The organism is Aliiroseovarius lamellibrachiae (assembly GCF_018599245.1).
GTDB classification, from domain to species: Bacteria; Pseudomonadota; Alphaproteobacteria; order Rhodobacterales; family Rhodobacteraceae; genus Aliiroseovarius; species Aliiroseovarius lamellibrachiae.
In genome coordinates, this window is sequence record NZ_JAHEVJ010000007.1 from 1 (window position 1) to 24,044 (window position 24,044).

The window sequence follows — 24,044 nt, forward strand, 5'->3', positions numbered from 1 at the left end:
ATGTCCTCCATATGGTGCTCTATATGTCCTACCAACGCCGCCTCCATTCCAAATCTACACGTGGAAACGGACTCGCAGATCAGCTTGTCGTCTGGAAGGTGGGGGCAGCGCACCGCTTACGATAGATCCGCATCTGTCTGACGTCAGCGCCTATGGGTCCAAATAGGGCGATTTGCTAAGAGAGGGTTTGTTGCTCATCGTAGCCACTGAGGAGTGGACGATGAGAAAGACAACGAAGAGCCCTGGCGAGAAGATCGTCAAAGACATCAAGCGCGCCACGCGCAAACATTATTCATCTGAAGAGAAGATTAGGATCGTGCTGGATGGGCTGCGCGGCGAAGACAGCATTGCGGTCATTAGCTGCAACTGCAAAATCTGATGCTTGGCGAATTTACAGAGTGCGGACGAAGCGGGCATCTGCGAGCGTAAAAGAAATGCCGTTCGACCGAAGTGTCAGGTAAACATTTCCATGAATTCAATAGCGGCTTCAATGTTGTCGGCCATCATGATTGGGTCTGGACCCGGTTTTTTCATTTCCTCTATGAAGTCATCCACCAAGTAAGTTGTGCGATGCATCTGGAGAAATGTGCAAGTTATACTTCCCAAAAACAGTCGATTAGGTCCTGAAATCTTCTGATAAGCGTCAAGTAAAGTATCGCCAGCAAACTGGGTATCGCAATGATAAATCGCCGACAAAACTACATTTATTATTTCCTGGACGTCCAGTTCCCGCCCAAAATCCCTGAAATCGAAAAAGGCTTGGGTCCTTTCTAGCCTTCCCCTACACGCGGGTAATTCGCACCCCGTGCCTTCGACGTGTTTCGAATTTTCATTGGGGTGAGGTTAGGGTTGATATTGTTGTTCTATTTGCCGTCACCTTCAACATTGGCAGTTGGCTGCCATCCATATTCCACTTTTTTTATCTCCGTATCCTTGTTCCTCATCTTATTAGTTGCCTCGATGTCAATTTTTTAACTTTTCAATCTGCCGGATAGCCATAATCACGTGGGATTTTGAAATCCACCCAAAGCTGAGATCAGTTATTCTACGGGGGCGGAAAATAAATCCATTTATACGGGTATCCATACTTTTGAGACCCTTGAAAATTGATATAAATATGTAAAGAGTGCGTTAATAATTAATCGATGGAGCTATTGTGACCAATTCGCATTCCGCCCAACCCGACCCCGAAACTTCCCCCGAAATTGATCCTGAGGTTCTGAAAAAGATTGCCACCTTGCGTGCGCAGGTGCGCGAAAGCTTTGGCAAAGTGGTCATGGCGATGATGGCCCTGCCGCGTTATCGTCATCAAACACTGGCGGATTTGCAGCATATTGTATTGGACCCGCTGATCCGTGACCGCTTGGCGATTGCCTATCCGGCGGCGAAAGAACGTACCGAGTTGACCGACATTACCGGGCTCGCGATTTGGGCGAGTGTGTCGGAAGAGGTCGATGCCAAGATTCGCGAACAGATTCGCAATGGGGTCTGGCCGCTGCGCTTGAAATCCGAGGATTGGACCAGCGGCGAGATCAACTGGTTGATTGACGTGATTGCCCCAGACCAGAAAACCACCGCCAGCGTGATCGGTAATTTCAAACAGGTGGTCAAGACCGGCGACCTGCGCCTGCACCCAATCATTGGTCGTCTGGTGGACAAAGAGACGCTGGAGAAGATGGGGGCTGCTCAAGTCAATGCCACCACCGAGGCTCAAGAGCCTGAGGACGCCTGAACTTCCCCACCGGTCCCATTAGGGCCGGTGGCATTACTGTAAGATATTTAACCAATGAGTTTGCCATGTGCATTGTCCCGTCTGTGATGCCCGCCCCCCCCCCACCAAGCACCAATAGCCGCGTGTCCCGGCGCGCCCTTGCGTAACTCTCACCCCAACAAAAGAGTGCCCGCATGAAACGCTTTTCCCAACTACTCCTCATCTGCCTGACCGGACTTGTTGCCTATTTCATCTGGGATCAGTTTTTCCCCGCGAAAGGAGCGTGGCACCAGAAACTGACCGTGGAGATTGAAACCCCAACCGGTCCGATCGCCGCCACGAACGTGGTGGGGGTTAAATTTCGCGGCAACATCAAGTTCTGGGGATCTATGGACCATTCGCGCTCCAGACTGGAGGGGGAAGCGATCTATGTGAATTTGGATGGTAAGCCCCTGTTTGTTCTGCTGGGCGGGGCCGGGGATCTATTGTTTTGGACGCTGAAGCGCACCCAGAATGACATAGGCGCGTATTCTCAAAGCATCCGCCGGATCAAACGCCAGACCAGCCCAATTGTGGTCCCGCGCAAACTGTGGCCTGCGATGGTGACGTTTGGGGATGTGAACGACCCGAGCAGCGTGCAGGCGGTGAACCCCAACGACCTGTCCGCAACCTTTGGCCCGGGGTATGCAATTACCGGAGTGACGGTGCAATCCACCGATGAACCGGTGACCGAAGGCGTGGTGGAACAGGTGTTGGGGTGGTTGGGGCCGTACCCGGAACTTCCAGTATTGCCAGAAATAGACCCCTATGACTTTTCATTTGCAGCAAAGCTACGGCAAGGCCAATTTATTAGGAGGCCAAACTAATGGTTGATCACACAATTTCAAAAGACTTGTTTCTCTCAATCCTCGCCATGGATGCATATAATCGTGGTTACGGTGCAGGTATCGCCCTATTTGGACCCATAGGCGCTGACGTCAGACAGTCTGTTTGCAAGCTAATCCAAATCTCTGCCCGAGACTCGACAGAACGAAATTCCACCGGAACCCGCCGACGCAAACACCATTGATTTCCGCGTTTCATCACAGACATAACGCACCCCCAAACCGATCCGCTGTGTAGCAGATTGTGTAGCAATTTTGGGGTGTGGAAATGGCCCGAATGGCATACAAACACCCCGTTTGGGGTTTAAATATGCCAAAAGATTGGGTTTTCAAGCATGCTCGATAAGTGTTCATGGCGGAGAGACAGGGATTCGAACCCTGGGTGGGCTTGCACCCACAACGGTTTTCGAGACCGCCCCGTTCGACCACTCCGGCACCTCTCCACTGGAGGGCGGAATAAATTGCTGGGGCGCGAGTTGCAACCCTAAATATTAGCAAAACTGTGGGGATGCGCGGAAATGTGACGTCTTTTCGCCGGGGGGACGCTTGCCCATGGGCAGATGTCGGTCTAGGCTTTGGTAAATGTCTTGTGCCAATTGGAGGCAACATAATGGTTTTGCGTCATATTTTCGGTTTTTTGGTTCTTATTTGGTCGATATCCGGCTTTGCGTCCGCGCAAGGTGCAGAGCCTGAAAAAATCCGAAATTTCCTCACCGTGACTGGTTTTGATGTGGCGATCGCGTCAATCCAGCAGGGGGCAATGGCGGGGCCTGCGTTGGCGGGCGATGCACCAGATCAGTTTAGCCGCGAATGGGTGCGTTTGGCTGAAACTGTGTTTGAGCCGGACCAGATGGTAGATGACGCGATCGAGATGCTTGGCGCTGTGATGCCTGTGGCCTTGCTTGATCATGGCATGGCGTTTTACGGCAGCGATTTGGGCCAGCATATTGTGGCAATCGAAAATGAAACCCATATGGAAGACGGAGATGCAAAACAGGCGGCGGGCGAAAAGCTGATCACGCGGTTGATCGAAGAGAACAGCCCGCGCATGGATGTGTTTCGTGCCATGTCAAAGGCGATTGGCAGTGTGGATGTGGCGATCCGCTCGATCGTTGAAATCCAGGTGCGTTATCTGATGGCGGCCTCGGCGGCGGGGGCGTCGGATCTGGATCTGGACGAGACCGACCTGCGCGCGATGCTGATGTCGCAACAAGATGAGATGCGCCGAAATATCGAAGTAAATGGCATGGTCGCCAATGCCTATGCCTATCGCACGCTGAGCGACCAAGAGCTGATTGATTATCTATCGGCGCTGCAAGATCCTGAAATGAAACAGGTTTATGAGGTTTTGAACGCGGTGCAATACGAAATTATGGCGGATCGCTATGAAAAACTGGCCAGCCGTCTGGCGGGGCTTGCACCGGAGACAGAGCTGTAATGGGATGTGCAAAGGCACCTTTGCAGCGGGGGATGCGCCTTTGGGGTGTTGCGGGGATCTGCGCGATTTTGATCGCCTTTGTGGCGCCCGCCCGCGCGGATGATGCCGCGCAAATGGCCCGACTTTGGGCCGCACTTCGCATGGAAGATAGCCTGTCGATCATGCACCGCGAAGGACGCGAACATGCGCTGAACTCGGCCGAGGCGTTGACCGGGCAGGCGGCAAATGACAGTTGGCGGGGCATTGTTGAGCGGATTTATGACCCCGAGCCTCTGCGCGCGCTGGTTTATGACGCGATGCAAGAGGCTTTGGTCGGGCGCGATATGTCCGAGATGGTCCGCTACTACGAAAGTCCGCAGGGGGCACGGGTGATTGCGCTCGAGATTTCTGCGCGCGAGGCCTATTTGTCGCCCGGTGTCGAAGAGGCGGCGCGCGAGGCGTGGAATTGGGGCGCAAAGGATGGTGAGCGGGCCGATCTGATCCGGAAATTTGTGAACGACGGTGATCTGGTGGAACGCAATGTGGCCGGCGCGCTCAATAGCAATGTCGCCTTTCTGACAGCCTTTGCCGCGGCCTCTCCAAAAGAGTATGAGGTGCTGGATGAACGCGCCATTCTGGCTGAGGTCATGGGCGAAGAGGCGCAGATCCGCGTGGACACGACCGAATGGCTGTTTGGCTATTTGTCGCTTGCCTATGCGCCCTTGTCGGACGCCGAATTACAGCGTTTGGTCACCCTTTCGGCAAGCCCGGCAGGGCGTGCGTTGAACGCCGCTTTGTTCCACGGGTTTCATCCGATGTATCAAGAGGTTGCACGCGGGTTGGGGCAGGCCGCAGGACAGGCGCAATCCCAGCAAGAGCTGTAAGACCGCGCCTGGCAATGTTCACGTTCGGGCGTGGAAAATGAACCCAAGTGTATTGAGCAAAAGCTGTGCCGCCAGCACGGATGTGGACTGGCCCGCGTCGTATTCGGGCGCCACTTCGACCAGATCAAGGCCCACCACCTCATGCCGTTTTGCAATGCCCTGCATCAGTTCCAGCACCTCGTAATACATAAAGCCCCCATGGCTGGGTGTGCCGGTGCCGGGCGCAATTGACGGGCAAAACCCATCAATATCAATGGTGATGTAAATGCGCGCGTCTTTGGGAATGCGGTCCAAAACAGCCTCTGTGCCCAGTTTCCTGATTTGGCGCACTGACAGAATGTCTGACCCCATCGCGCGCGCCGCGTCATAGCCGTCTTTGGCGGTGGAGCTGACGTTGCGAATGCCAAGTTGGGTCTGCCCGGTCACATACTCCTTATCCGCGGCCCGGCGCATGCAATTGCCATGCCCATTGCGCACCCCGTGACGCTCGTCCACAAAATCCAGATGCGCGTCGATTTGCACCACATGAATATCTCCGCGCCCCTCATAGGCATTGATGCAGGGAATGGTGATGGAATGATCGCCGCCGATGGTCACAGGAAGCGCGCCCGCATCCAAAATTGCGCGCACCCCCGCCTCGATATTCTCGTGGCTTTTCTCGGTGTTGGTGTGGATGATATCGGCATCGCCAATGTCCACGATCCGCACCTCTTCGCCCAGATATGTTGCGTCATCTTCGTGATCATAGGCCCCCGCGTGTCCAAAGGAAAACAGGGTGGAGGCTTCGCGAATGGCGCGCGGGCCAAAGCGTGCGCCCGGGCGAAATTGCGTGCCAAAATCAAAAGGCGCACCCAGAATGGCGACATCCGCGTCAATGGATCCCCAATCCTCGACATAGGGCTTTTTGCCAAAGGTTGCGATGCCCACAAAAGGCAGGTTCAATCGTCCGGTTTCATAGCCGCCAGCGCTCATTCATCGCTCCTTTATGCGTTTTATTGACATGCGGCAGCGTTGCCGTGATGCGGCAAAAAGGCAAGCCTTGTGTTTGCCTCTTTTCATCAAATTCTACCGTGGTTAGACCTGTGGGACGAGTGAGAGGGATAGCCCATGCCAAATACGCCAAACGCGCCGCAAGATCCGACCAAAACACCCGGTCCGAAAAAGGCCCCGTATTTTCCGCCCCCCAAACCGATCCCGCCAAAAGCAGGACTGTTTCGGCGCACGCCCCCGGCGATGTTTCCGCCGATCTTTGGTCTGTTTGGATTAGGTCTGGCTTGGCGTCGGGCCGCTGAAAGCTTTGGGGCGCCGGGTACCTTTGGCGAAATGATCCTTGGGGCCACCACGCTGTTGTTTTTGTTTGCGGTGGCAAGCTATCTGGTGAAATTTTTCCGTCGCCCAGGTGTGTTTGTTGAGGATTTGCGCGTGCTTCCGGGGCGTGCTGGCCTGGCAACTATGGGTCTTGCAGGATATTTGATGGCGGCTGTTTTTGTCATCTATTCACCCGGCGTGGCGTTGGTGATCCTGTGCTTGGCAGGCGCATGGCATTTGGCCGTGGCCTTGACCGTGATCCGAATTCTCATTGCCTCAGCCCCGGAAGGGCGCGCCGTCACGCCCGTGTGGCACCTGACCTTTGTGGGCTTTATCGTCGGGCCGATTGCGGCCCTTCCGCTTGGGTTTCACGGCTATTCCATGGTGATCTGTTGGGTCACAATGGCCATTGCGGCGGGGATTTATATTGCCAGCGCGCTTGCGTTTGCCAAAAAGACGGTGCCTGCGCCCTTGCGGCCCTTGTTGGCAATCCATTTGGCCCCCGCAAGCCTGTTGGGCTTTGTGGCTTACTTGATGGGCATGACGCAATTGGGCTTTACCTTGGCGCTGTTCTCAATCGCGATTTTTGCCGCGCTTCTGATATCGGCCCGCTGGTTGACCGTGGATGGGTTCAGCCCGCTTTGGGGCGCCTTCACCTTTCCCTTGATGGCCTTTTCCACCCTGATGCAGGTCACTTATCTTGCCGGTAACGGCGAGGTGTTTCGCATCCTCGGTGGGTTAAGTCTTGTGATGGGCTCGCTGATCATTCCTCCCATCGCCTTTAAGGTTCTGAAGCTTTGGGCAAAAGGCGTGCTTGCGGTCAAAACCAACGCCGCACAGGCCTGACACTGAAAGCTTTCCACACAGGCGCGCCCGCCCCTTTTTCTTGCCAAAAATACCTTCGCCGAAGGCAAAAAGGTAAACCGCAACGCCGACAGCTAGGGTGTCGGCTCAAAAGGGGGCAGGGTGGCCTGTAATTTTTTGGTCAGCCCGGCGCGGATAATGCGGTAAGATGTCTCAATCCGGTGGCGTACCTCGTCGTCACCCGCGGTCGACGGCACGCGCACCCATGAGGCATGGCAATAGGGCGCTTTCACCCCGACACCGGCCTCTTTCAACATATCCGCCGTGGCCACATCCGCACATTTCACCGACACACCATCCGCGTCCACCGACATCATCGCAAACACTTTGCCGCCGATTTTCCAGACATCAATATCGTCGGAATTCTGGCTGAACGGGTGGGTCAATTCCGCCCCCGGCAGTCCGGCACAAACCGCGCGCGCAAACCCATTCATGCTGATATCCCATCTTGTTTCGCAATTCTTTTCCTGCTAGCAGTATGCCCATGAAACACATGAGCACCATCATTATTTGTTGCATTACTCGCTGAGAATTTCAGGCGGGTCGTTTCTTCATTTCCAAACAGTCAGGAAGACGCTAAACCCGCCGCGATAGTGGTGTGTCCGGACGTATACAATGACTGCCCTTTGTTGGGCGGGATCAAGAGGCTGAAATGACTGAGATTAAGATCTACAACACCAAGGCACGGGCGAAAGAAGTCTTTACGCCGATCGATCCTGACAATGTGCGTCTCTATGTCTGTGGCCCGACTGTCTATGACCGCGCCCATCTGGGCAACGCGCGCCCGGTGGTGGTGTTTGATGTGCTGCAACGGCTTTTGCGTCATGTCTACGGGGCAGAACATGTGACATATGTGCGTAATTTCACCGACGTGGATGATAAGATCAACGCGACCGCATTGGCGCGCAAAGAGGCAGGCGCGAAAGGCACGCTGGAAGAGCTGGTGCATGAACGCTCCAACGAAACCATCGCGTGGTATCTTAAGGACATGGGGGCGTTGGGCGCTGAGGAGCCTGACCACATGCCGCGTGCGACCGAGTTCATTGCGCCGATGATTGCCATGATCGAGGATCTGATCGCCAAGGGTCACGCCTATGAGGCCGAGGGGCATGTGCTTTTTGCGGTCGAGAGCTACAAAAACTATGGCGCATTATCTGGCCGGTCTGTCGATGACATGATCGCCGGCGCCCGCGTGGAAGTGGCGCCATATAAGCGTAATCCGATGGATTTTGTACTGTGGAAACCCTCCAGCGATGAGCTGCCCGGTTGGGACAGCCCTTGGGGACGTGGCCGACCCGGTTGGCACATCGAATGCTCCGCCATGTCGCATGATCTGCTGGGGTCGAGCTTTGACATTCACGGCGGCGGCAATGATCTGCAATTCCCGCACCATGAAAACGAGATCGCCCAGTCAAAATGCGCCCACCCCAACGCCGATTTCGCGCGCTATTGGATGCACAACGAGATGTTGCAGGTCGAGGGCAAGAAGATGTCCAAAAGCTTGGGCAACTTCTTCACCGTGCGTGATTTGCTGGACCAAGGTGTGCCCGGCGAGGTGATCCGCTTTGTGTTTTTAGGCACGCATTATCGCAAGCCGATGGATTGGACTGAGAAGAAGCGGGTGGAGGCAGAGGCGACGTTAAGGAAGTGGTACGCGCAAGCAGATCGTGCATTAGATAACGCTGAACCTTATTCCAGTGTTATCGACGCTGTGGCGGATGACCTAAATACATCAAAGGCTCTCGCTGAAATTCATCAGCTTTCACATGCCGATGATGTTCCGACCTTGCGTGCAAGTTTGAAATTTCTGGGTTTGATGGGAGATACAACGCCGGATTGGGCTGCTGCTCCATCCGTGGACCTGTCCGACCTCGCCACCAAACTCCATGAAACCCGCCTCACAGCCATGCAAACCAAAGACTTCTCAGCCGTGGACGCGCTGAAATCTGCGCTCATTGCAGCCGGGGTTCAGGTGCGCATGTCAAAAGTAGGGGTGGATCTGGAACCGGGTCCTGATTTCGACGCAGAGAAGCTCAACGAGATCTAAGAAATATGGACAGCGCCCGACACTGGTGGGCGCTGTTTTGACATTGTCGTGGGGCGGGGATTTCCGACCGCATTGGAATGTGAAACCTAAGATGATGCGCCCTCCTGGGGGAGGGTCGGGCGCAGTCCGGTGTGCCACCGGACGAAACAGAAACGAGAGGGGAGCGCCAGATGAGTGCTGATCAAGCCACCAATCCATCAAAAGACCGCCTGTATATCTACGACACCACCCTGCGTGATGGCCAACAGACGCAGGGCGTGCAGTTTTCGTTCACCGAAAAGACGCAGATTGCTGAGGCATTGGATGGGCTTGGGATTGATTACATCGAAGGCGGTTGGCCCGGTGCAAACCCCACGGATTCCGAGTTCTTTGAACGCGCCCCCAAAACCCGCGCGACCTTTACCGCCTTTGGCATGACCAAACGGGCGGGGCGCTCGGCGGAAAATGATGATGTGCTTTCGGGCGTGATGAACGCGGGTACGCAGGCGGTGTGTCTGGTCGGCAAATCCCATGATTTCCACGTCACCACCGCGCTTGGCATTGAGCTATCTGAAAACGTCGAAAATATCCGTTCTTCAATGGCTTACATGGTGCGCGAGGGGCGCGAGGCGCTGTATGATGCGGAACATTTCTTTGATGGCTATAAGGCGAACCCGTCCTATGCGCTGGAGTGTGTAACGGCCGCCTATGAGGCCGGTGCGCGCTGGATCGTGCTCTGTGATACCAATGGCGGTACGCTGCCACACGAGGTGCATCAGATCACCAAAGCGGTGATTGCGGCGGGCATTCCGGGGGATCATTTGGGCATCCATACCCATGACGACACCGGCAATGCCGTGGCCTGTAGCTTGGCCGCCATTGATGCGGGCGCGCGGCAGGTGCAAGGCACGTTAAATGGCTTGGGCGAACGCTGTGGCAACGCCAATCTGACCACGTTGATCCCGCTTTTACTGTTAAAAGAACCCTACGCGAGCGGGTATGAGCTGGGCATCGCAAAGGATAAACTGGCCGGGTTGACGCGCTTGTCTCGTCAGCTTGACGACATTTTGAACCGCGTGCCGGACAAATCGGCGCCTTTCGTGGGCGCGTCGGCTTTTGCCCATAAGGCCGGGTTGCACGCCAGCGCGATCTTAAAAGACCCCACCACATATGAACATATTCCGCCCGAAACCGTTGGCAACACACGCGTTGTGCCGATGTCAAACCAGGCCGGGCAATCCAACCTGCGCGCGCGGCTGGCAGATGCCGGGATTGAGGTGGCCTCGGGCGATCCGCGTCTCGCCGACATCCTGACCCGCGTGAAAGAGCTTGAGGAAAAGGGCTATGCCTACGACAGCGCGCAGGCGTCATTTGAGCTGGTTGCGCGTGACGTTTTGGGGCAATTGCCGCAGTTTTTTGAGGTAAAACGCTATAAGGTCACCGTTGAGAGGCGCAAAAATAAGCGCAACAAAATGGTCAGCCTGTCCGAGGCGATTGTGGTGGTGAAAATCGGCAAAGACAAGAAATTGTCGGTGTCGGAAAGCGTGGATGCGCGCGGCACGGATCGTGGCCCGGTGAATGCGCTCGCCAAGGCGCTTGGCAAGGATTTGGGGCCTTATCAGTCGATCATTGATGATTTGCGACTGGTGGATTTCAAGGTGCGCATCACCCAAGGCGGGACCGAGGCGCAAACCCGCGTGATCATTGATAGCGAAGACAGTGCGGGGCATCGCTGGTCCACGGTTGGCGTCAGCCCAAACATAGTGGATGCCTCGTTTGAGGCGCTTTTGGACGCGATAAACTGGAAACTTCTGCGCGATGGGGCGCAGGTTGTATGAGTGATATCAATGACCTAAGCGCTAATATTAATGCCTGTGCTGAATTGGTGCAGACGGGGGATGCCGACCGGTTTCTGTCGGCAATGACCGGATCCCCAGATGAACGCGCGGTGCTTTTCCCGCTTTACGCCTTTAATCTCGAGATTGCCCGCGCGCCCTTCATGTCAACTGAACCGATGGTCGGCTTGGTGCGGTTGCAGTTCTGGCGCGACGTGGTCGAGGGCAAAACCACAGCCGCCCATGATGTTGCCGGGCCAGTGACTGACCTGATTGCGCGCGAACAGCTGAGTGCGCCGCATTTGGTGATGATGATTGATGCGCGTGAAAGCGACATTGAGGGGATTGGACGGCAAAGCGCCGACGCTGTGACGGCGTATGCGCGCGGAACCTCTGGGGCGATGATGATGGCCTCGGATAATGTGGCACCTGAGCAAGCGGCGCTCAGCGATTTGGGCACCGCGTCAGGCTTGGCCAATTGGCTTTTGTCGCAACCCGACCTTGCCCGTGCCGGGCGGGGGCATATCATGCCAAGTGATGAGATGATTGCGGTTTTGGCTGACGAAGGCCTGGGGCTTTTGGCACAGGCACGGGCTGATTTGCCGCGCAAAGGCACCGCCGCGATGCGGTCGGCTTGGCGGGCAAAATCCGTGCTGACACGCGCCAAAATCCAACCTGACTTGGTGCGGGATGGCGGGCTTGGCGGGTCAGATTTTGCCCGCAAAGGGCGTTTGGTGTGGTTGGGGCTCTCAGGCGGCTGGTAAGGGCCGCCTGATTTCACGACTTATCTTGAAAGCGCTGCGGCCTCGGCGGCAAGCTCGGTGATGGCGGCCCAATCGCCGGCCTCGACCAGCGCATTTGGCGCCACCCATGATCCACCTACACAGAGCGTGTTTGGCAGCGTCAGATAATCCGGCGCATTCAATCGGCTGACGCCCCCGGTGGGGCAAAAGCTGATTTGTGGCAAAGGCGATGACAGCGCCTTTAGGAATTTCGCCCCCCCCGCGGCCTCAGCCGGGAAAAACTTTTGCACGCGGTAGCCACGTTCCAAAAGGCGCATCGCTTCTGTTGCCGAACTGGCGCCGGGCAGCAGCGGCAATTCCACCGCTTCGCAGCTGTCCAACAGCAAATCCGTCGCACCGGGGGCCACGGCAAAAACCGCACCTGCGGTCTTGGCGTCGGCGGCATCTTCTGGGGTCAGGACGGTGCCCGCACCAACTGCGCCGCCTTCGACTTTTGACATCTCTGCGATGACTTCAAGGGCGGCTGGGGTGCGCAATGTGACCTCAAGTGCTGGCAAGCCGCCTTTGATCAGGGCCTCGGCCAGCGGAATGGCGTGGGCCACGTCATGCACCACCAACACGGGGATGACGGGCGCCAAGCGGCAGATCTCTTCGGCGGCGTTTGCGGCATCTCTTGGGATCATGTGTCATCTCCTTTAAAAAGTGGCGAGGCCCCTTGGGTGGCGGGGCCGACATGCCTGCGGAAGGCGGAAAAAAGCTCGCGTCCTAAGCCAAATTCATTGGCGGTTAGGTCTTGGGTCACCGGCGTACGATCGTCAAAGCCATTGGACAGCACCGACAGGCTGCCGGTTGTGGCATCCAGTCGGATCAAATCGCCGTCTTCGATCTTTGCAATTGGGCCACCGGCGGCGGCTTCGGGCGACATATGAATGGCGGCGGGCACTTTGCCGGACGCGCCAGACATGCGCCCATCTGTGATCAGCGCCACATTCAATCCCCGGTCTTGTAGCACAGAAAGCACCGGGGTGAGACCATGTAATTCCGGCATGCCGTTGGCTTGCGGCCCTTGGAAGCGCACAACGACGATGGTGTCCGAGGTGAATTCCCCCGCTTTAAAGGCGGCTTTCACGCTGTCTTGGTCGTGGAAAACGCGGGCAGGGGCCTCGATAATGTGGCGGGCTTTGTCCACGGCGGACACTTTGATCACGCCTTGGCCGATGTTGCCGTCAAGCTTGGCAAGGCCGCCGGTGGGTTGGAACGGATCGGCGGGGGTGCGCAGGATCCTGTCGTTCTGGCTGTCGCGCGGGGCAGGTTCCCATTTCACGCGCTCGCCATCCAGTTTCGCCTCGGCGGCGTAATTGGACATGGAGCCTGCAATGGTGGTCACATCCTCATGCATCAATCCCGCCTCCAGCAAATGACCAATCATATAGCCAAGCCCACCTGCGGCGTGGAAATGGTTCACATCCGCAAGCCCGTTGGGGTAAACCCGCGCCATCAGCGGCACGGCAGCAGAGAGATCCGCAAAATCCTCAAGCGTTAGGATCACGCCCGCCGCGCGCGCCATGGCGGGCAGGTGAAGGACAAGATTGGTGGATCCGCCGGTGGCCATCAGACCCACGATGCCGTTCACAAAGGCTTTGGCATCAAGCACTTGCCCGGCAGGGGTGAAATTTTTTCCCGGCGCCATCGACAAAGCGCGACGTACGCCCTCAGCCGTCAGAGCGTCCCGTAAGGGGGTGTGTGGGTTCACAAATGAGGACCCGGGAAGGTGCAGCCCCATGAACTCCATCAACATCTGGTTTGAATTGGCGGTGCCGTAAAAGGTACAAGTCCCCGGCCCGTGATAGGCGGCCATTTCAGCGGCCATCAGTGCTTTTCGGTCAATGTCCCCGGTGGCGAATTTCTTGCGGATTGCGGCTTTTTCATCGTTGGGCAGGCCAGACACCATGGGCCCGGCGGGCAGAAACACCGCCGGGATATGACCAAAAGTGGCGGCGGCAATCACCAGACCCGGCACGATCTTATCGCAGACGCCCAGATAAAGTGCAGCATCATAAGTGTTGTGCGACAGGGCAATCGCGGCGGCCATGGCAATCACGTCGCGCGAAAACAGCGACAGCTCCATCCCGACCTCGCCTTGGGTCACGCCGTCGCACATGGCGGGCACGCCGCCGGCCACTTGGGCGGTTGCGCCTTCTTGGCGGGCGACCTTTTTGATCAGATCGGGATAGGCGGCATATGGCGCATGGGCGGACAGCATGTCGTTATAAGCGCTGACAATTCCGATGTTTGGCGCGCGGCCTTCGGCGAGCGTGGCCTGATCCTGGCCGGCCCCCGCATAGGCGTGGGCTTGTCCGGAACAGCCAAGATGACCACGGGCCGGGCCTTTCTGGGCGGCAGCGTTGATCTTGGCCTCATAGGCGGTGCGGACGGGCAGGGAGCGTGCGAGGATCCGTTCTGTCACACGGTCGATTTGGGAATGAAGCATCCGGGGTCCTCTTATCACTGGTCCGCCTTGTTTAGGCGATTTGGGCCGGGGATAACAGGAAATGATAGCGCTAACAAGTCAAGAAATGTGGGGAGGATGGCGCAATGTCATAAGCTTTCCCCATCGTTTCCACAGTGATGACACAATTGGTTAACACTTTCTTAGTCAGCAAATAACGAGCAGAACGCTTGTAGGAGGAAGATATGGGACACGTAGTCAATCTGGGTAAAATCATCCTTGGTTGTGTTGCACTGGCGGCATTGTCGGCGTGTGTGAAACCGGGCGATGTGACCCGCGGCGCTACACCGAAACTCGAGCTGCTGACCGCCACTGAAATCGCCAGCCAGGCGGTGACGCAGTTTAACGTGACGGACGTGCGCGTAAATGTCCCTCGTGATTTAAAGGTGTCCGAGGCCAATACCTTTAAACCCAAAGCGGATATTGTGTGGCGCGAAGACCCGTTGGGTGATCGTTACCAACAAGTTGAAGTGATCCTTCAGGCGGCGTTTGAACGTGGTGTCAGCACGCTGAATGAGGGACGGGATGTGGTGCTGGATATTCAGCTGCAAGAGTTCCACGCCCTGACCCAACGGACCCGATACACCTATGGCGGCACCCACGCGATCCGGTTCTCATTGACCGTTCTTGATGCCGAAACCGGGGCCGTTGTGGAACCGGCGCGCGTGATCCAAGCGGATCTGAGAGCCTTTGGTGGCGGCGAGGCATTGGCCGCTGAGGCCCGAGGCGAGACACAAAAGGTTCGGATCACCGATCATCTGGCCAAGGTCGTGCTTTTTGAAATGACCCGTCCGCGTGATTTCTTGCCGGATCAGCCAGATGCGACCCCAGACGCGACCCCAGGCGCGAGCATTGTCGCCGCGGCCCCAGCGGTTGAAACGCCGGCTGTGGTGCAATAATCCGTGCGACCTGTCCCGAATAAGACGTAAATGACGAAGGATAAGGGCGGTTTTTCCGCCCTTTTTCATTGGCGACAGGCCAGAAACCGGATAGGAGGCGGGCATGACAGATACGCGCCCAACCCTCCGCCTTAAGCCCAAAGCCAACGCCCGTGCCATTCGACATGGCGCCCCGTGGGTCTATGACAACGAAGCCGTGACCGACCGGCGCACAAAAAATATCGCTGCAGGTGCGATTGCTGTGCTTGAGGACGGCGAGCGCGAACCGCTGGCAACTGTGGCCGTGAACACCAATTCGCGCATCATCGCCCGTGTGCTGGATCGTGATCCCGCTGCTGTGATTGACCGCGCCTGGCTTGTCGCGCGCTTGACGGCGGCCCATACCCACCGCGAACACCTGTATGACGCGCCATATTATCGTCTGGTGCATGCCGAAGCAGACGGTTTGCCCGGTGTGATCATCGACCGCTTTGGCGACATTGCCGTGATCCAACCGAATGCCGCTTGGGCCGACGTGCTGATCGAAGACATCGCCAGCGCTTTGGCTGAGGTCACAGGTGTGACGACCATTTTGAAAAACGCCGCAGGCCGCGCGCGCGTGTTGGAAGGGCTTGATCAAGACAACGCCGTGCTTTTGGGCACAGCGCCCGAGGCCGCTTTGCCGGTGCCGATGAATGGCGCCACTTATATGGCCGACCTGATGGGCGGGCAGAAAACGGGGCTTTTCTACGACCAACGCCCGAACCACGCCTTTGCCGCAGGCCTGTCAAAAGACGCACGGGTTTTGGATGTGTTTTCCCATGTGGGGGGCTTCGCCTTGGCGGCTTTGGCCGGGGGCGCAACATCCGCGCTGTCTGTGGATGGATCGGCACCCGCTTTGGCACTGGCTGAACAAGGCGCCGCCGCAATGGGCGCGGTTGATCGCTTTTCGACCCGCCAGGGTGACGCTTTTGATGTGTTGACCCAATTGGGCGAAGAAGGTGCGCAATTTGATGTGGTGATCTGCGATCCACCCGCCTTTGCCCCCTCTAAACGGTCGTTGGAACAAGGGCTTCGCGCCTATGAACGCATTGCCCGACTGGCCGCGCCATTGGTGGCCCCGGGGGGATATCTTGGTCTGTGTTCGTGTTCTCACGCCGCCTCAATTGAAAAGTTCCGCGCGTCCTCAACACGGGGCATTGGCCGGGCGGGGCGTGCTTCGCAATTGATTCACACCGGATACGCCGGGGCAGATCATCCGCAGCATCCGAATTTGGCGGAAAGCGGTTATCTGAAAGCACTCTTCTACCGCATTTTGCCATAAGGGCCGTTATGAAAGTCCTTATTGATGCCTGTGTTCTTTACCCAACCGTGATGCGGGAAATGGTGATGGGGGCTGCGTCGGCGGGGCTGTTTACCCCTTATTGGTCACCGCGCATTCTTGAGGAGTGGGCGCGGGCGGCAGCCCGTTTGGGGACGGATCAAGACGGGTTCGCGCGCGCAGAAATTGCGCTTTTGAACGCCCGTTGGCCCAAGGCCAGTGTGCCCCCTGGTGACGGGGATTTACGCCGCCTGCATTTGCCGGATGAGAATGACATTCACGTTTTGGCCGCCGCGGTCAGTGCCGGGGCGGACATGATCCTGACATTGAACAATTCCGATTTTCCGCGGCATATTCTGGGCGAAGAGGGGCTGATCCGTGGCAATCCAGACCTGTTCTTGCGCGACTTTGTCGACAGCCACCCGGATGAGATGTCTGCCCTTGGCGCCCGCGTGTTGGCCGAGGCGCGCCGCCTATCGGGACGCCCTGATTGGACCATGCGCAGCCTGATGAAAAAAGCCCGCCTGCCGCGTCTTGGCAAAGCGCTTGAAGCAACCCAAATTAACTGACCCAATCCGCCTCGTTCTTTTCAATGGCGGCGATGCGGTCGTGGGTTTTGGGATGGCTCATCAACCACGCGGGCATCACGCCGCCACGGGATTTGGTCAGGGCGTCAAGCTTGCCAAACAGCGATTTTTGCCCCGCCGCCCCGATCCCTGATTTGATCAACAACGCGGTGGCATAGGCGTCGGCCTCATATTCATCCTTGCGGCTCAGACCTGCGGCCACCAGCCGGGTCAACATACGCGCAATATAGACGCCTGCGCCGGGCAAAAACCGCGAGAGCATCATGCTGAGCACCGTGCGCAGCGCGTTTTGGCCCGAAAAATCAATCATCCGTTTGCGCGCGTGGCCCAAAGCGACATGGCCAAGTTCATGGGCAATCACCGAAGCCATCTCTTCGCCGGTGACGCGCCCGTCATAGTATTCTTTTAAAAACCCTCGCGTGATGAAAATTCGCCCGTCCGGGGCGGCAAGCCCATTCACCGGGTCGATCTCATAGACATTCACATGGATGCGCGGCAAATCCAGCGCGCGGGCCATTTGATCGGTCAGTTTCTTAAGGCCCGGATCCATCAGTTCTGTGGACTGCGCATCCAACTCGCGGTGGGTGCGCCAGACCGAAAACCGGTACATGATGAGGCCATAAAGAACCGGCAAAAGGATGGGCAGAAGTTTGATCATAGGGTCAATATGGGGCCGTTTGTTTGGATTTCCAAATCAGATTTTCTGACGATCTTGTTTGTGGTTGGGGCCGTGGGCGTGTGTGTAGGCGCCGATCAGGCGGCGGGCCAAGATAATCGCGATGGCCAGCGCGGTCAGAAGACCGATGACACTGGAGCTCATGTCCGCAATGGTCTGCACATAGCCCGAAAACGCATAGCCAAGCCCGGTGTAAAGCGTGACCCATGCCAGTTCACCCAAGATATCCCAAAGCAGGAACCACAACCACGGCACGCCCAAACTCCCGGCGAGAAGATTGATGTAAGGACCAAGGGGGCTGAACAACCAGCGGCTTAGAAAGATGCCCCAATGGCCCTTTTTATCCAGAAAATCGGCGGCCTTGGCAAAAAGAGCGGCGCGTTTCGGGGTGGTTTGGGAAAACCGCGTCGCGGGGGCTTTGGCAGCTTTGCCAATGACAAATCCGATCTGATCCCCCAACACCGCCCCGATCAGGGCGGCAAAGGCCGCGCCCGTCAATGACAGCTCGCCACTGGCGGCAAAGGCCCCGGCGGCCAGCATGATCAAAGAGCTTGGGATGGGGAGTGCAAAGCAAGACAGAAACGTGGCAAAAAACACCACCCAGATGCCGTAATCAGGGATGAGGGACAGGGTGTATTCGTTCATTTTTCACCGTGATCCAGCGGTGATAGTGCACGAATTTGATCTTCAAGATCCTGTAAAGTAATGCCTTTTTCGTCGGCGATCTCACCCAGAGTTAAGCCCAGAGGGATCAAGTCCTTGCCAATCAACGCTTGCATATCCTCTTTTGGAATACGCCAAGAATAAGCGGCATAGCGCGGCGTCATCCACGGTTCCAGCGCGATGTTTCGGTGACTTGGATCGGACCAGTAAATGGTGAAAAGCAACAAGCGAATGGTGAAAAATCCAACCATAACCACCGCGAGCAAAAACAATATCCCCTCAATGGGATGCTGTTTTGCAAGGCGCCAGATCCTGTTCATCTTCCCAGTTCTTTCATCCCGCGTTCAATCCCTTCAAGGGTCATCGGCACCATGCGTCCCTCAAAGATTTCATCAATCATCTGAATGGATTGCGTATATTTCCAATGGGCTTCAGGGGTTGGGTTGATCCACATGTGGTCCGGCCATTGTTCGCGCGCACGCTGCAGCCATGTCATCCCGGCCTCTTCGTTCCAATGCTCATTTGCGCCGCCTTTGTAAGCAACCTCATAAGGCGACATCGAGGCATCACCGACAAAGATGCATTTATAGTCGGAGCCATAGGTGCGCAGCACGTCCCATGTGGGGGTTTGTGCGTTCCACCGCCGGGCATTGTCGCGCCAGACCCCTTCGTAAAGGCAGTTGTGGAAATAGTAGTATTCGAGGTGTTTAAACTCCGCCCGGGCGGCGGAAAACAGCTCCTCCACCACCTTGATATGCGGGTCCATGGATCCGCCAACATCAAGGAATAACAAGACTTTGACGGCATTTCTTCGCTCGGGTCGCGTTTTGACATCCAGATAGCCGTGTTCGGCCGTGGCGCGGATGGTGTTGTCGAGATCCAGCTCCTCATGGGCGCCGTCACGCGCCCAGTTGCGCAGGCGTTTCAGGGCGACTTTAATGTTGCGGGTGCCAAGCTCTACATCGCCGTCCAGATTGCGAAATTCGCGTTTGTCCCAAACCTTTACCGCGCGTTGGTGGCGGCTTTTGTCTTGGCCAATGCGCACGCCTTCGGGGTTGTAACCATAGGCGCCGAAAGGCGAGGTGCCGGCGGTGCCGATCCATTTATTGCCGCCCTGATGACGCCCTTCTTGTTCTTTCAGGCGCTCTTTCAAGGTTTCCATCAGCTTGTCAAAGCCACCGGCGGCTTCAATCTCGGCCTTTTCTTCCTCACTCAGGAATTTTTCGGCCATTTTTTCCAGCCATTCCTGTGGGATATCTACGGCCTCAAGCATGTCTTCGGTTGAAATCGCTTCCAACCCCTCAAAGCTCATCGCAAAGGCGCGGTCAAACTTGTCGATGTTGCGTTCATCTTTCACCATCGAGGTGCGCGCGAGGTAATAAAAACCCTCAACATCATAGGTGATCAACCCCGATTTCATCCCTTCGAGAAATGTCAGGTATTCGCGCAGCGAGACCGGAACATGGCAATTGCGTAGGTTTTCAAAAAAGGGCAGGAACATCAGATGCCTAGCGGTTGATGAAGATCGTAAAAAACAGGGTGATCAGCGCAAAAATAAGCGCGTAAACCACCGCATATTGGGCGATGTCAAACTTGGTGCCGCCCCGTTTTTTTGCCCGCAAGGCGCCAAAGCCCCCCCCAAGCAACAGACTGACAAACACGATCATGCAATTTTCCCCTTAGCTGAGATCGACCCCGAAGGGTCGATCCCTGTCATTCAGCGTTAGCCAGGTGAAATCGCAGCAATTTCCCGTAGCCGCGCGCCCACCTGTGCGTTTGAACCGAAGCCATACCGCGCCCAGCCCAAACTGTCGAGCCTGACCAGCTGCGCCTCAGTGGCGCGCCCCGCATAATCCAACGCTTCGGCCTTTAGCATCAGCAAAGTGGACAGAAGGGCGGCGTTTTCCGCGGATTTCACCGAGGTGATATGCGGATCAATGATGCTGATTGCCTCATCCGCGCGCCCCGAAGATAACGCATAGGCCGCAAGTTGCACGCCCATATGGGCCGCCTGAAGCGATGCCCCAGGTGTGGTGCGATAGATCCGGTCCGCTTCGCGGAAGGCTGCAAATGCACCATTGGCATCAATCGCCAGCTGCAAGCGCCCTTGGGCGAACAGGCTGAACGCCAAGCGTGTATCATACCACCCTTGCGCGCGCGCAATTTCGACAGCCGAAGTTGCGGCCGCACGTCGTCGACCCATTGACACCCCTTGGCCAAGCGCCGTTTCAAGGGCCACTTTCCATTCGCGGGGGGCAGGTTGTTGGAACCGTGGCAGTCCGGATCCTCCTGCTGGGTTGAGCCGGGCGAGCAGTGCCGGCAGACGTGCAGCCACTTCGGATCGGGTCATACCAGAGCTGAGATCAGGCGCGTAATACGCCCGCAGCACCAGCATATCGAACCCGGTCAAAACCGTGTGGAAGTTGTCGTCGTTAAAGACCGAATTTGTCAGTCGATAGAGGTCGTTGACGGGCCCCAAGGCTTGGGCCACCTCTTCGTGCAAACAATCGCGCATTTCCTGTGGGGCCACGTCGCCTGGCAGAAAGATTGACATCTTGGTGCGGGTTTTCAGCTTGGTCCAATCCGTCGCTGCCGTCTTGCGGAGCTTTTTATATTCGTCCCAGCTGGATACGTTTGGCGCAACAAAACAAGCGGCTTGCGGGACAAGGGCATGTAATTGTCGTTTGGAAATCACCTCAAGCGTGATGGACGCCTCTTGGGTCGCGGGCACCTGATGAATATTGATCCCGGCCTCAATCCGCAGGCGTTGCATCAACCGGTTAAGGTCTTGGCCCATTTGCGCAGGGGCGCCTCCGACAACGCGCAATGTAACAGGGCCTTCGAAACGACTGAAATATGGCAGCGGGCGACCACTTTCCAATTGGAAAGACAGGTCAAGAAAATCCCCCGCAATATCTGCGTTGGCCTGAACAGGGCGTGAAATACGCGTCCCTGCAAAGGCTTTCATCGGCGGCAAGGCAGAGGGCAATGACGCCACCTGTCGCGCTGTAACTTCGCCCGTGGCATGTGCCGAACGGGTGCCCCCACCCTGATCGGGGGTCATACAACCGGACAATATCAGTCCGGATAAGGCCAAAAGGGCCCCCTTAAAAGTCTTCCGCATCATCAGCTCCTTCTGAGCTGGGTGACAGGCGGGCAAAGCCGGCCAACCCAGAGATAGGTTCCTTGTGCGGTATGGTTGACGGTATGGGGTGGTGATGTGACGACACAGCATCTGATCTGACCCGGTGGGGCCAGAGTTCGACGAATACCCAGCGGTGCCCCCGTCATGGCAAGAAGAGGCGCCGCTTTGGTCATCAGTGTCATCTGTTCGCAAACATCCGCCACCCTTCGCCAGAACTGGCGAAGATCGGTATCCAAGGTCCTACAATGACCAAAGATCGCCCGCATCCACGGGTGGCTATCGTTCGGGTGTACTGACAGGTGCCGGGCAGGGAGGGTTTCAATGCCCCCTGATCCTTTCCCAATCCGACATGACTGCTGGTTGCCTTCCCCAAGGTGACCAGAACAATCAGCGTCGAACCGCGTCAGTGTCCGAACGGAAATGAAGGCATTGTTTCCCATAACAATACAAACACACCGTTGTTTTATGCCCCCCCAGGCATGCATCAACGTAGTTAATATTCTTGTGCAAAGAAAGAAAAAGCAGGGCCGAAATGTGGCCTAAACTGTTTGTTCTCGTATTAGAACCAATGCAAAATCAACATGTTGTTGTGGATAACTCATCTTCCACAAGGGAATTTGTCATTCTTGGGGCAAATGAGGCGAAATTGTGTCGAATCGGTAAACAGTTCCAGACCGGGGGGATTCGCATGGGATTTTGGGTGTGTCCTTCGAAGGGGAAAAAGCCAAAACATATGACAGGATGCAAAAACGGCCCACTCGTCAGAGCGGGCCGTCAGCGCATTGGTCCGTCTTTGATCTGGTGCTGTGATCAGCGCCCACCGCGCGCCATAAAGGCGAGGCGTTCAAACAGATGCACGTCTTGTTCGTTCTTCAACAAAGCCCCGTGCAGCGTGGGCAGGGCAGAGGCCCCATCGCGTTTCAGATCCTCGGGCGAGATATCTTCGGCCAACAGCAGCTTCAGCCAATCCAGCACTTCGGACGTCGAAGGCTTCTTTTTCAAACCGGATTGGTCGCGGATCTCATAAAACTGGGTCAGCGCGGTGGTCAGCAGTTGGGATTTGATGCCGGGGTGGTGCACTTCGACGATCTTTGACATGGTTTCCATGTCCGGAAAGCGGATGTAATGGAAAAAGCAGCGGCGCAAGAAGGCGTCGGGCAGTTCTTTTTCATTGTTCGAGGTGATGATGATGATCGGGCGATGGCGCGCACGGATGGTTTCATTGGTCTCATAGACGTGAAATTCCATCTTATCGAGCTCTTGCAGCAGGTCGTTTGGAAATTCGATGTCGGCTTTGTCGATCTCATCAATCAACAGCACCACGCGTTCATCGGCCTCAAACGCCTCCCAAAGCTTGCCCTTTTTGATGTAGTTCGAGATGTCATGCACCCGCTCATCGCCCAACTGGCTGTCGCGCAGGCGGGACACGGCGTCATATTCATACAGGCCTTGTTGCGCCTTGGTGGTGGATTTGATGTTCCATTCGATCATCCGCGCGCCCAAAGCGGTGGCCACCTGACGGGCCAATTCGGTTTTTCCGGTGCCGGGTTCGCCTTTGACCAAAAGCGGGCGCTGCAATGTGACAGCGGCGTTTACCGCCACCTTAAGGTCTTCTGTGGCCACATAATCAGATGTGCCTTCAAATCGAGCGGTCATTGCGCGTCCTTTGATCTTGTCCTTTGAATTGCACCTTGAGGTAAAGAAGCGTTGCAAATTTGGCAAGGTAAAGCGGCCAATCTGGGCTTTAACCCTGCGTCTGTTGGTAAACGCCCCCGACATATCAACTTCGGGGGCAGGGATGGCACGGGGATTATGGGTCTGGTGTTGTTGGTGACGTGGGGGCTGTTGTGGTTTCCGTTACGTAAGCGTTAGCGACGATTGAACTTTCAAACCCGAAACCGCCCGGTCTGTTGCCATCTAACATCCTCATATTTGGTATTTTTCATCATGGCGCGTGAATTTGATGAAGGGTGAAGTTTTGCAGCTCATTCCCCTAGTGACATTGCCCCCAAGCAGGTGTAAACGAACGCCAGGAGGAAACTGGGAGAGGCTGCAGATGGGAAGACATCTGCCCGGTCGCCTGGTAACAAAAGGATATAGATATGAAAGCGGAAGTTTTCCTGCCTGACGATTATCGGCCCGCGGAAGATGAACCCTTCATGAATGAGCGTCAGCTTGAATATTTCCGTCGCAAATTAGAAGCGTGGAAAGCTGAACTCCTTGATGAAAGCCGTCATACAATCGAAGGCCTGCAAGACAACACACGTAATATTCCCGATGTCGCTGACCGTGCATCAGAAGAAACGGACCGTGCGTTGGAACTCAGGACCCGCGATCGGTCGCGCAAATTGGTGAGCAAGATTGATCAGGCCATCCGTCGGATCGGCGAAGGGGAATACGGGTATTGCGAAGATACGGGTGAACCAATTTCGCTAAAACGTCTGGATGCCCGTCCAATCGCCACGCTCAGCCTTGAGGCACAAGAACGCCACGAACGCCGTGAAAAAGTGCATCGCGACGATTAAGACGACCAAAATACGACAGATAAATTGAGTTTGAAGCAGCCCGGAGGTTTCCGGGCTGTCTTCTTTTG

Annotated in this window: 26 protein-coding genes and 1 tRNA gene; 13 read left to right on the plus strand and 14 right to left on the minus strand. The window is 56.3% G+C overall.

The genetic code is table 11. From position 1 onward, the window contains the following. Positions 1-220: 220 nt before the first annotated feature. Entirely contained in the window at positions 221-379 is a 159-nt protein-coding gene (locus tag KKW20_RS12570) for a hypothetical protein (protein ID WP_214568505.1), read from the plus strand. A 74-nt stretch (positions 380-453) separates the two neighbouring features. Here the strand turns inward: KKW20_RS12570 and KKW20_RS16630 are convergent, their stop codons facing one another. Next, complete coding sequence (locus tag KKW20_RS16630; protein WP_281422169.1) at positions 454-576, minus strand: hypothetical protein; 123 nt, start codon at positions 574-576, stop codon at positions 454-456. A gap of 580 nt (positions 577-1,156) precedes the next feature. Between KKW20_RS16630 and KKW20_RS12575 the strand changes: the two genes are divergently transcribed. Both KKW20_RS12575 and KKW20_RS12580 read left to right on the plus strand, forming a co-directional pair. Next, on the plus strand, positions 1,157-1,732 hold the full coding sequence (locus tag KKW20_RS12575; RefSeq protein ID WP_214568254.1) for a toxin-activating lysine-acyltransferase: 576 nt from the start codon (positions 1,157-1,159) through the stop codon (positions 1,730-1,732). A gap of 173 nt (positions 1,733-1,905) precedes the next feature. Further along, positions 1,906-2,577 (plus strand): hypothetical protein, encoded by a 672-nt coding sequence (locus KKW20_RS12580; protein WP_214568255.1) that lies wholly within the window; start codon positions 1,906-1,908, stop codon positions 2,575-2,577. A gap of 67 nt (positions 2,578-2,644) precedes the next feature. Here the strand turns inward: KKW20_RS12580 and KKW20_RS16660 are convergent, their stop codons facing one another. Both KKW20_RS16660 and KKW20_RS12585 read right to left on the minus strand, forming a co-directional pair. Continuing rightward, positions 2,645-2,803 carry a DUF6538 domain-containing protein gene (locus tag KKW20_RS16660; protein WP_343207593.1) on the minus strand — a complete coding sequence of 53 codons (159 nt, stop codon included), beginning with the start codon at positions 2,801-2,803 and terminating at the stop codon, positions 2,645-2,647. A 145-nt stretch (positions 2,804-2,948) separates the two neighbouring features. Continuing rightward, positions 2,949-3,038, minus strand: a tRNA-Ser gene (locus KKW20_RS12585). A 272-nt stretch (positions 3,039-3,310) separates the two neighbouring features. Between KKW20_RS12585 and KKW20_RS12590 the strand changes: the two genes are divergently transcribed. Together KKW20_RS12590 and KKW20_RS12595 are read left to right on the plus strand one after the other, a co-directional pair. Continuing rightward, the gene (locus KKW20_RS12590) at positions 3,311-4,033 is read left to right on the plus strand and encodes a DUF2059 domain-containing protein (protein WP_214568256.1); all 723 of its coding nucleotides are present in this window, start codon (positions 3,311-3,313) and stop codon (positions 4,031-4,033) included. Beyond that, a complete protein-coding gene (locus KKW20_RS12595; RefSeq protein ID WP_214568257.1) occupies positions 4,033-4,896 on the plus strand; it encodes a DUF2059 domain-containing protein in 864 nt (287 codons plus the stop codon). The genes KKW20_RS12590 and KKW20_RS12595 overlap by 1 nt, the downstream gene beginning before the upstream one ends. Positions 4,897-4,914: 18 nt before the next feature. On the opposite strand, the gene speB is transcribed toward KKW20_RS12595, so the two are convergent. After that, positions 4,915-5,868 carry an agmatinase gene (gene speB, locus KKW20_RS12600; protein WP_214568258.1) on the minus strand — a complete coding sequence of 318 codons (954 nt, stop codon included), beginning with the start codon at positions 5,866-5,868 and terminating at the stop codon, positions 4,915-4,917. A gap of 135 nt (positions 5,869-6,003) precedes the next feature. On the opposite strand from speB, the gene KKW20_RS12605 reads away from it, so the two are divergent. Beyond that, a complete protein-coding gene (locus KKW20_RS12605) occupies positions 6,004-7,050 on the plus strand; it encodes a TDT family transporter (protein WP_214568259.1) in 1,047 nt (348 codons plus the stop codon). A gap of 92 nt (positions 7,051-7,142) precedes the next feature. Here KKW20_RS12605 and KKW20_RS12610 read toward each other — a convergent pair whose 3' ends face one another. Beyond that, positions 7,143-7,502 carry an MmcQ/YjbR family DNA-binding protein gene (locus KKW20_RS12610; protein WP_214568260.1) on the minus strand — a complete coding sequence of 120 codons (360 nt, stop codon included), beginning with the start codon at positions 7,500-7,502 and terminating at the stop codon, positions 7,143-7,145. 218 nt (positions 7,503-7,720) lie between these two features. Between KKW20_RS12610 and cysS the strand changes: the two genes are divergently transcribed. From cysS to KKW20_RS12625, 3 genes are all read left to right on the plus strand, one after another. Further along, positions 7,721-9,115: a cysteine--tRNA ligase gene (gene cysS, locus KKW20_RS12615; protein ID WP_214568261.1), complete on the plus strand. Its 1,395-nt coding sequence runs from the start codon at positions 7,721-7,723 to the stop codon at positions 9,113-9,115. A 170-nt stretch (positions 9,116-9,285) separates the two neighbouring features. Continuing rightward, positions 9,286-10,932, plus strand: coding sequence for a citramalate synthase (gene cimA, locus KKW20_RS12620; protein ID WP_214568262.1), 1,647 nt, complete (start codon positions 9,286-9,288; stop codon positions 10,930-10,932). Next, positions 10,929-11,693 (plus strand): squalene/phytoene synthase family protein, encoded by a 765-nt coding sequence (locus tag KKW20_RS12625; RefSeq protein ID WP_214568263.1) that lies wholly within the window; start codon positions 10,929-10,931, stop codon positions 11,691-11,693. Before cimA ends, KKW20_RS12625 begins: the two co-directional genes overlap by 4 nt. A gap of 20 nt (positions 11,694-11,713) precedes the next feature. Here KKW20_RS12625 and eda read toward each other — a convergent pair whose 3' ends face one another. Next, the gene (gene eda, locus KKW20_RS12630) at positions 11,714-12,355 is read right to left on the minus strand and encodes a bifunctional 4-hydroxy-2-oxoglutarate aldolase/2-dehydro-3-deoxy-phosphogluconate aldolase (protein ID WP_214568264.1); all 642 of its coding nucleotides are present in this window, start codon (positions 12,353-12,355) and stop codon (positions 11,714-11,716) included. Continuing rightward, positions 12,352-14,163 (minus strand): phosphogluconate dehydratase, encoded by a 1,812-nt coding sequence (edd, locus tag KKW20_RS12635; protein WP_214568265.1) that lies wholly within the window; start codon positions 14,161-14,163, stop codon positions 12,352-12,354. The genes eda and edd overlap by 4 nt, the downstream gene beginning before the upstream one ends. A 203-nt stretch (positions 14,164-14,366) precedes the next feature. Here edd and KKW20_RS12640 point away from each other — a divergent pair, with 203 nt between their 5' ends. From KKW20_RS12640 to KKW20_RS12650, 3 genes are all read left to right on the plus strand, one after another. Continuing rightward, on the plus strand, positions 14,367-15,080 hold the full coding sequence (locus tag KKW20_RS12640) for a DUF6778 family protein (RefSeq protein WP_214568266.1): 714 nt from the start codon (positions 14,367-14,369) through the stop codon (positions 15,078-15,080). Positions 15,081-15,183: 103 nt separating this feature from the next. Further along, a complete protein-coding gene (locus tag KKW20_RS12645) occupies positions 15,184-16,383 on the plus strand; it encodes an RSP_2647 family RNA methyltransferase (protein WP_214568267.1) in 1,200 nt (399 codons plus the stop codon). Positions 16,384-16,391: 8 nt separating this feature from the next. Further along, positions 16,392-16,949 (plus strand): RSP_2648 family PIN domain-containing protein, encoded by a 558-nt coding sequence (locus KKW20_RS12650; RefSeq protein ID WP_214568268.1) that lies wholly within the window; start codon positions 16,392-16,394, stop codon positions 16,947-16,949. On the opposite strand, the gene KKW20_RS12655 is transcribed toward KKW20_RS12650, so the two are convergent. The 7 genes from KKW20_RS12655 to KKW20_RS12685 all read right to left on the minus strand — a co-directional run bounded on the left by KKW20_RS12655 (position 16,942) and on the right by KKW20_RS12685 (position 23,107). Then, complete coding sequence (locus KKW20_RS12655; RefSeq protein ID WP_214568269.1) at positions 16,942-17,625, minus strand: M48 family metallopeptidase; 684 nt, start codon at positions 17,623-17,625, stop codon at positions 16,942-16,944. The genes KKW20_RS12650 and KKW20_RS12655 overlap by 8 nt on opposite strands. Positions 17,626-17,661: 36 nt before the next feature. Then, entirely contained in the window at positions 17,662-18,288 is a 627-nt protein-coding gene (locus tag KKW20_RS12660; RefSeq protein WP_214568270.1) for a DedA family protein, read from the minus strand. Then, complete coding sequence (locus tag KKW20_RS12665; RefSeq protein WP_214568271.1) at positions 18,285-18,626, minus strand: hypothetical protein; 342 nt, start codon at positions 18,624-18,626, stop codon at positions 18,285-18,287. The genes KKW20_RS12660 and KKW20_RS12665 overlap by 4 nt, the downstream gene beginning before the upstream one ends. After that, positions 18,623-19,807: a vWA domain-containing protein gene (locus tag KKW20_RS12670; RefSeq protein ID WP_214568272.1), complete on the minus strand. Its 1,185-nt coding sequence runs from the start codon at positions 19,805-19,807 to the stop codon at positions 18,623-18,625. The genes KKW20_RS12665 and KKW20_RS12670 overlap by 4 nt, the downstream gene beginning before the upstream one ends. A gap of 7 nt (positions 19,808-19,814) precedes the next feature. Continuing rightward, a complete protein-coding gene (locus KKW20_RS12675) occupies positions 19,815-19,973 on the minus strand; it encodes a hypothetical protein (RefSeq protein WP_214568273.1) in 159 nt (52 codons plus the stop codon). A gap of 56 nt (positions 19,974-20,029) precedes the next feature. Beyond that, positions 20,030-21,430, minus strand: a complete 1,401-nt coding sequence (locus KKW20_RS12680) for a DUF2927 domain-containing protein (protein ID WP_214568274.1) — start codon at positions 21,428-21,430, stop codon at positions 20,030-20,032. Positions 21,431-22,261: 831 nt separating this feature from the next. Further along, entirely contained in the window at positions 22,262-23,107 is an 846-nt protein-coding gene (locus KKW20_RS12685) for an AAA family ATPase (RefSeq protein ID WP_214568275.1), read from the minus strand. Positions 23,108-23,553: 446 nt separating this feature from the next. Between KKW20_RS12685 and dksA the strand changes: the two genes are divergently transcribed. Beyond that, positions 23,554-23,976: an RNA polymerase-binding protein DksA gene (gene dksA / locus KKW20_RS12690; RefSeq protein WP_214568276.1), complete on the plus strand. Its 423-nt coding sequence runs from the start codon at positions 23,554-23,556 to the stop codon at positions 23,974-23,976. The last annotated feature ends 68 nt before the right edge of the window (positions 23,977-24,044 follow it).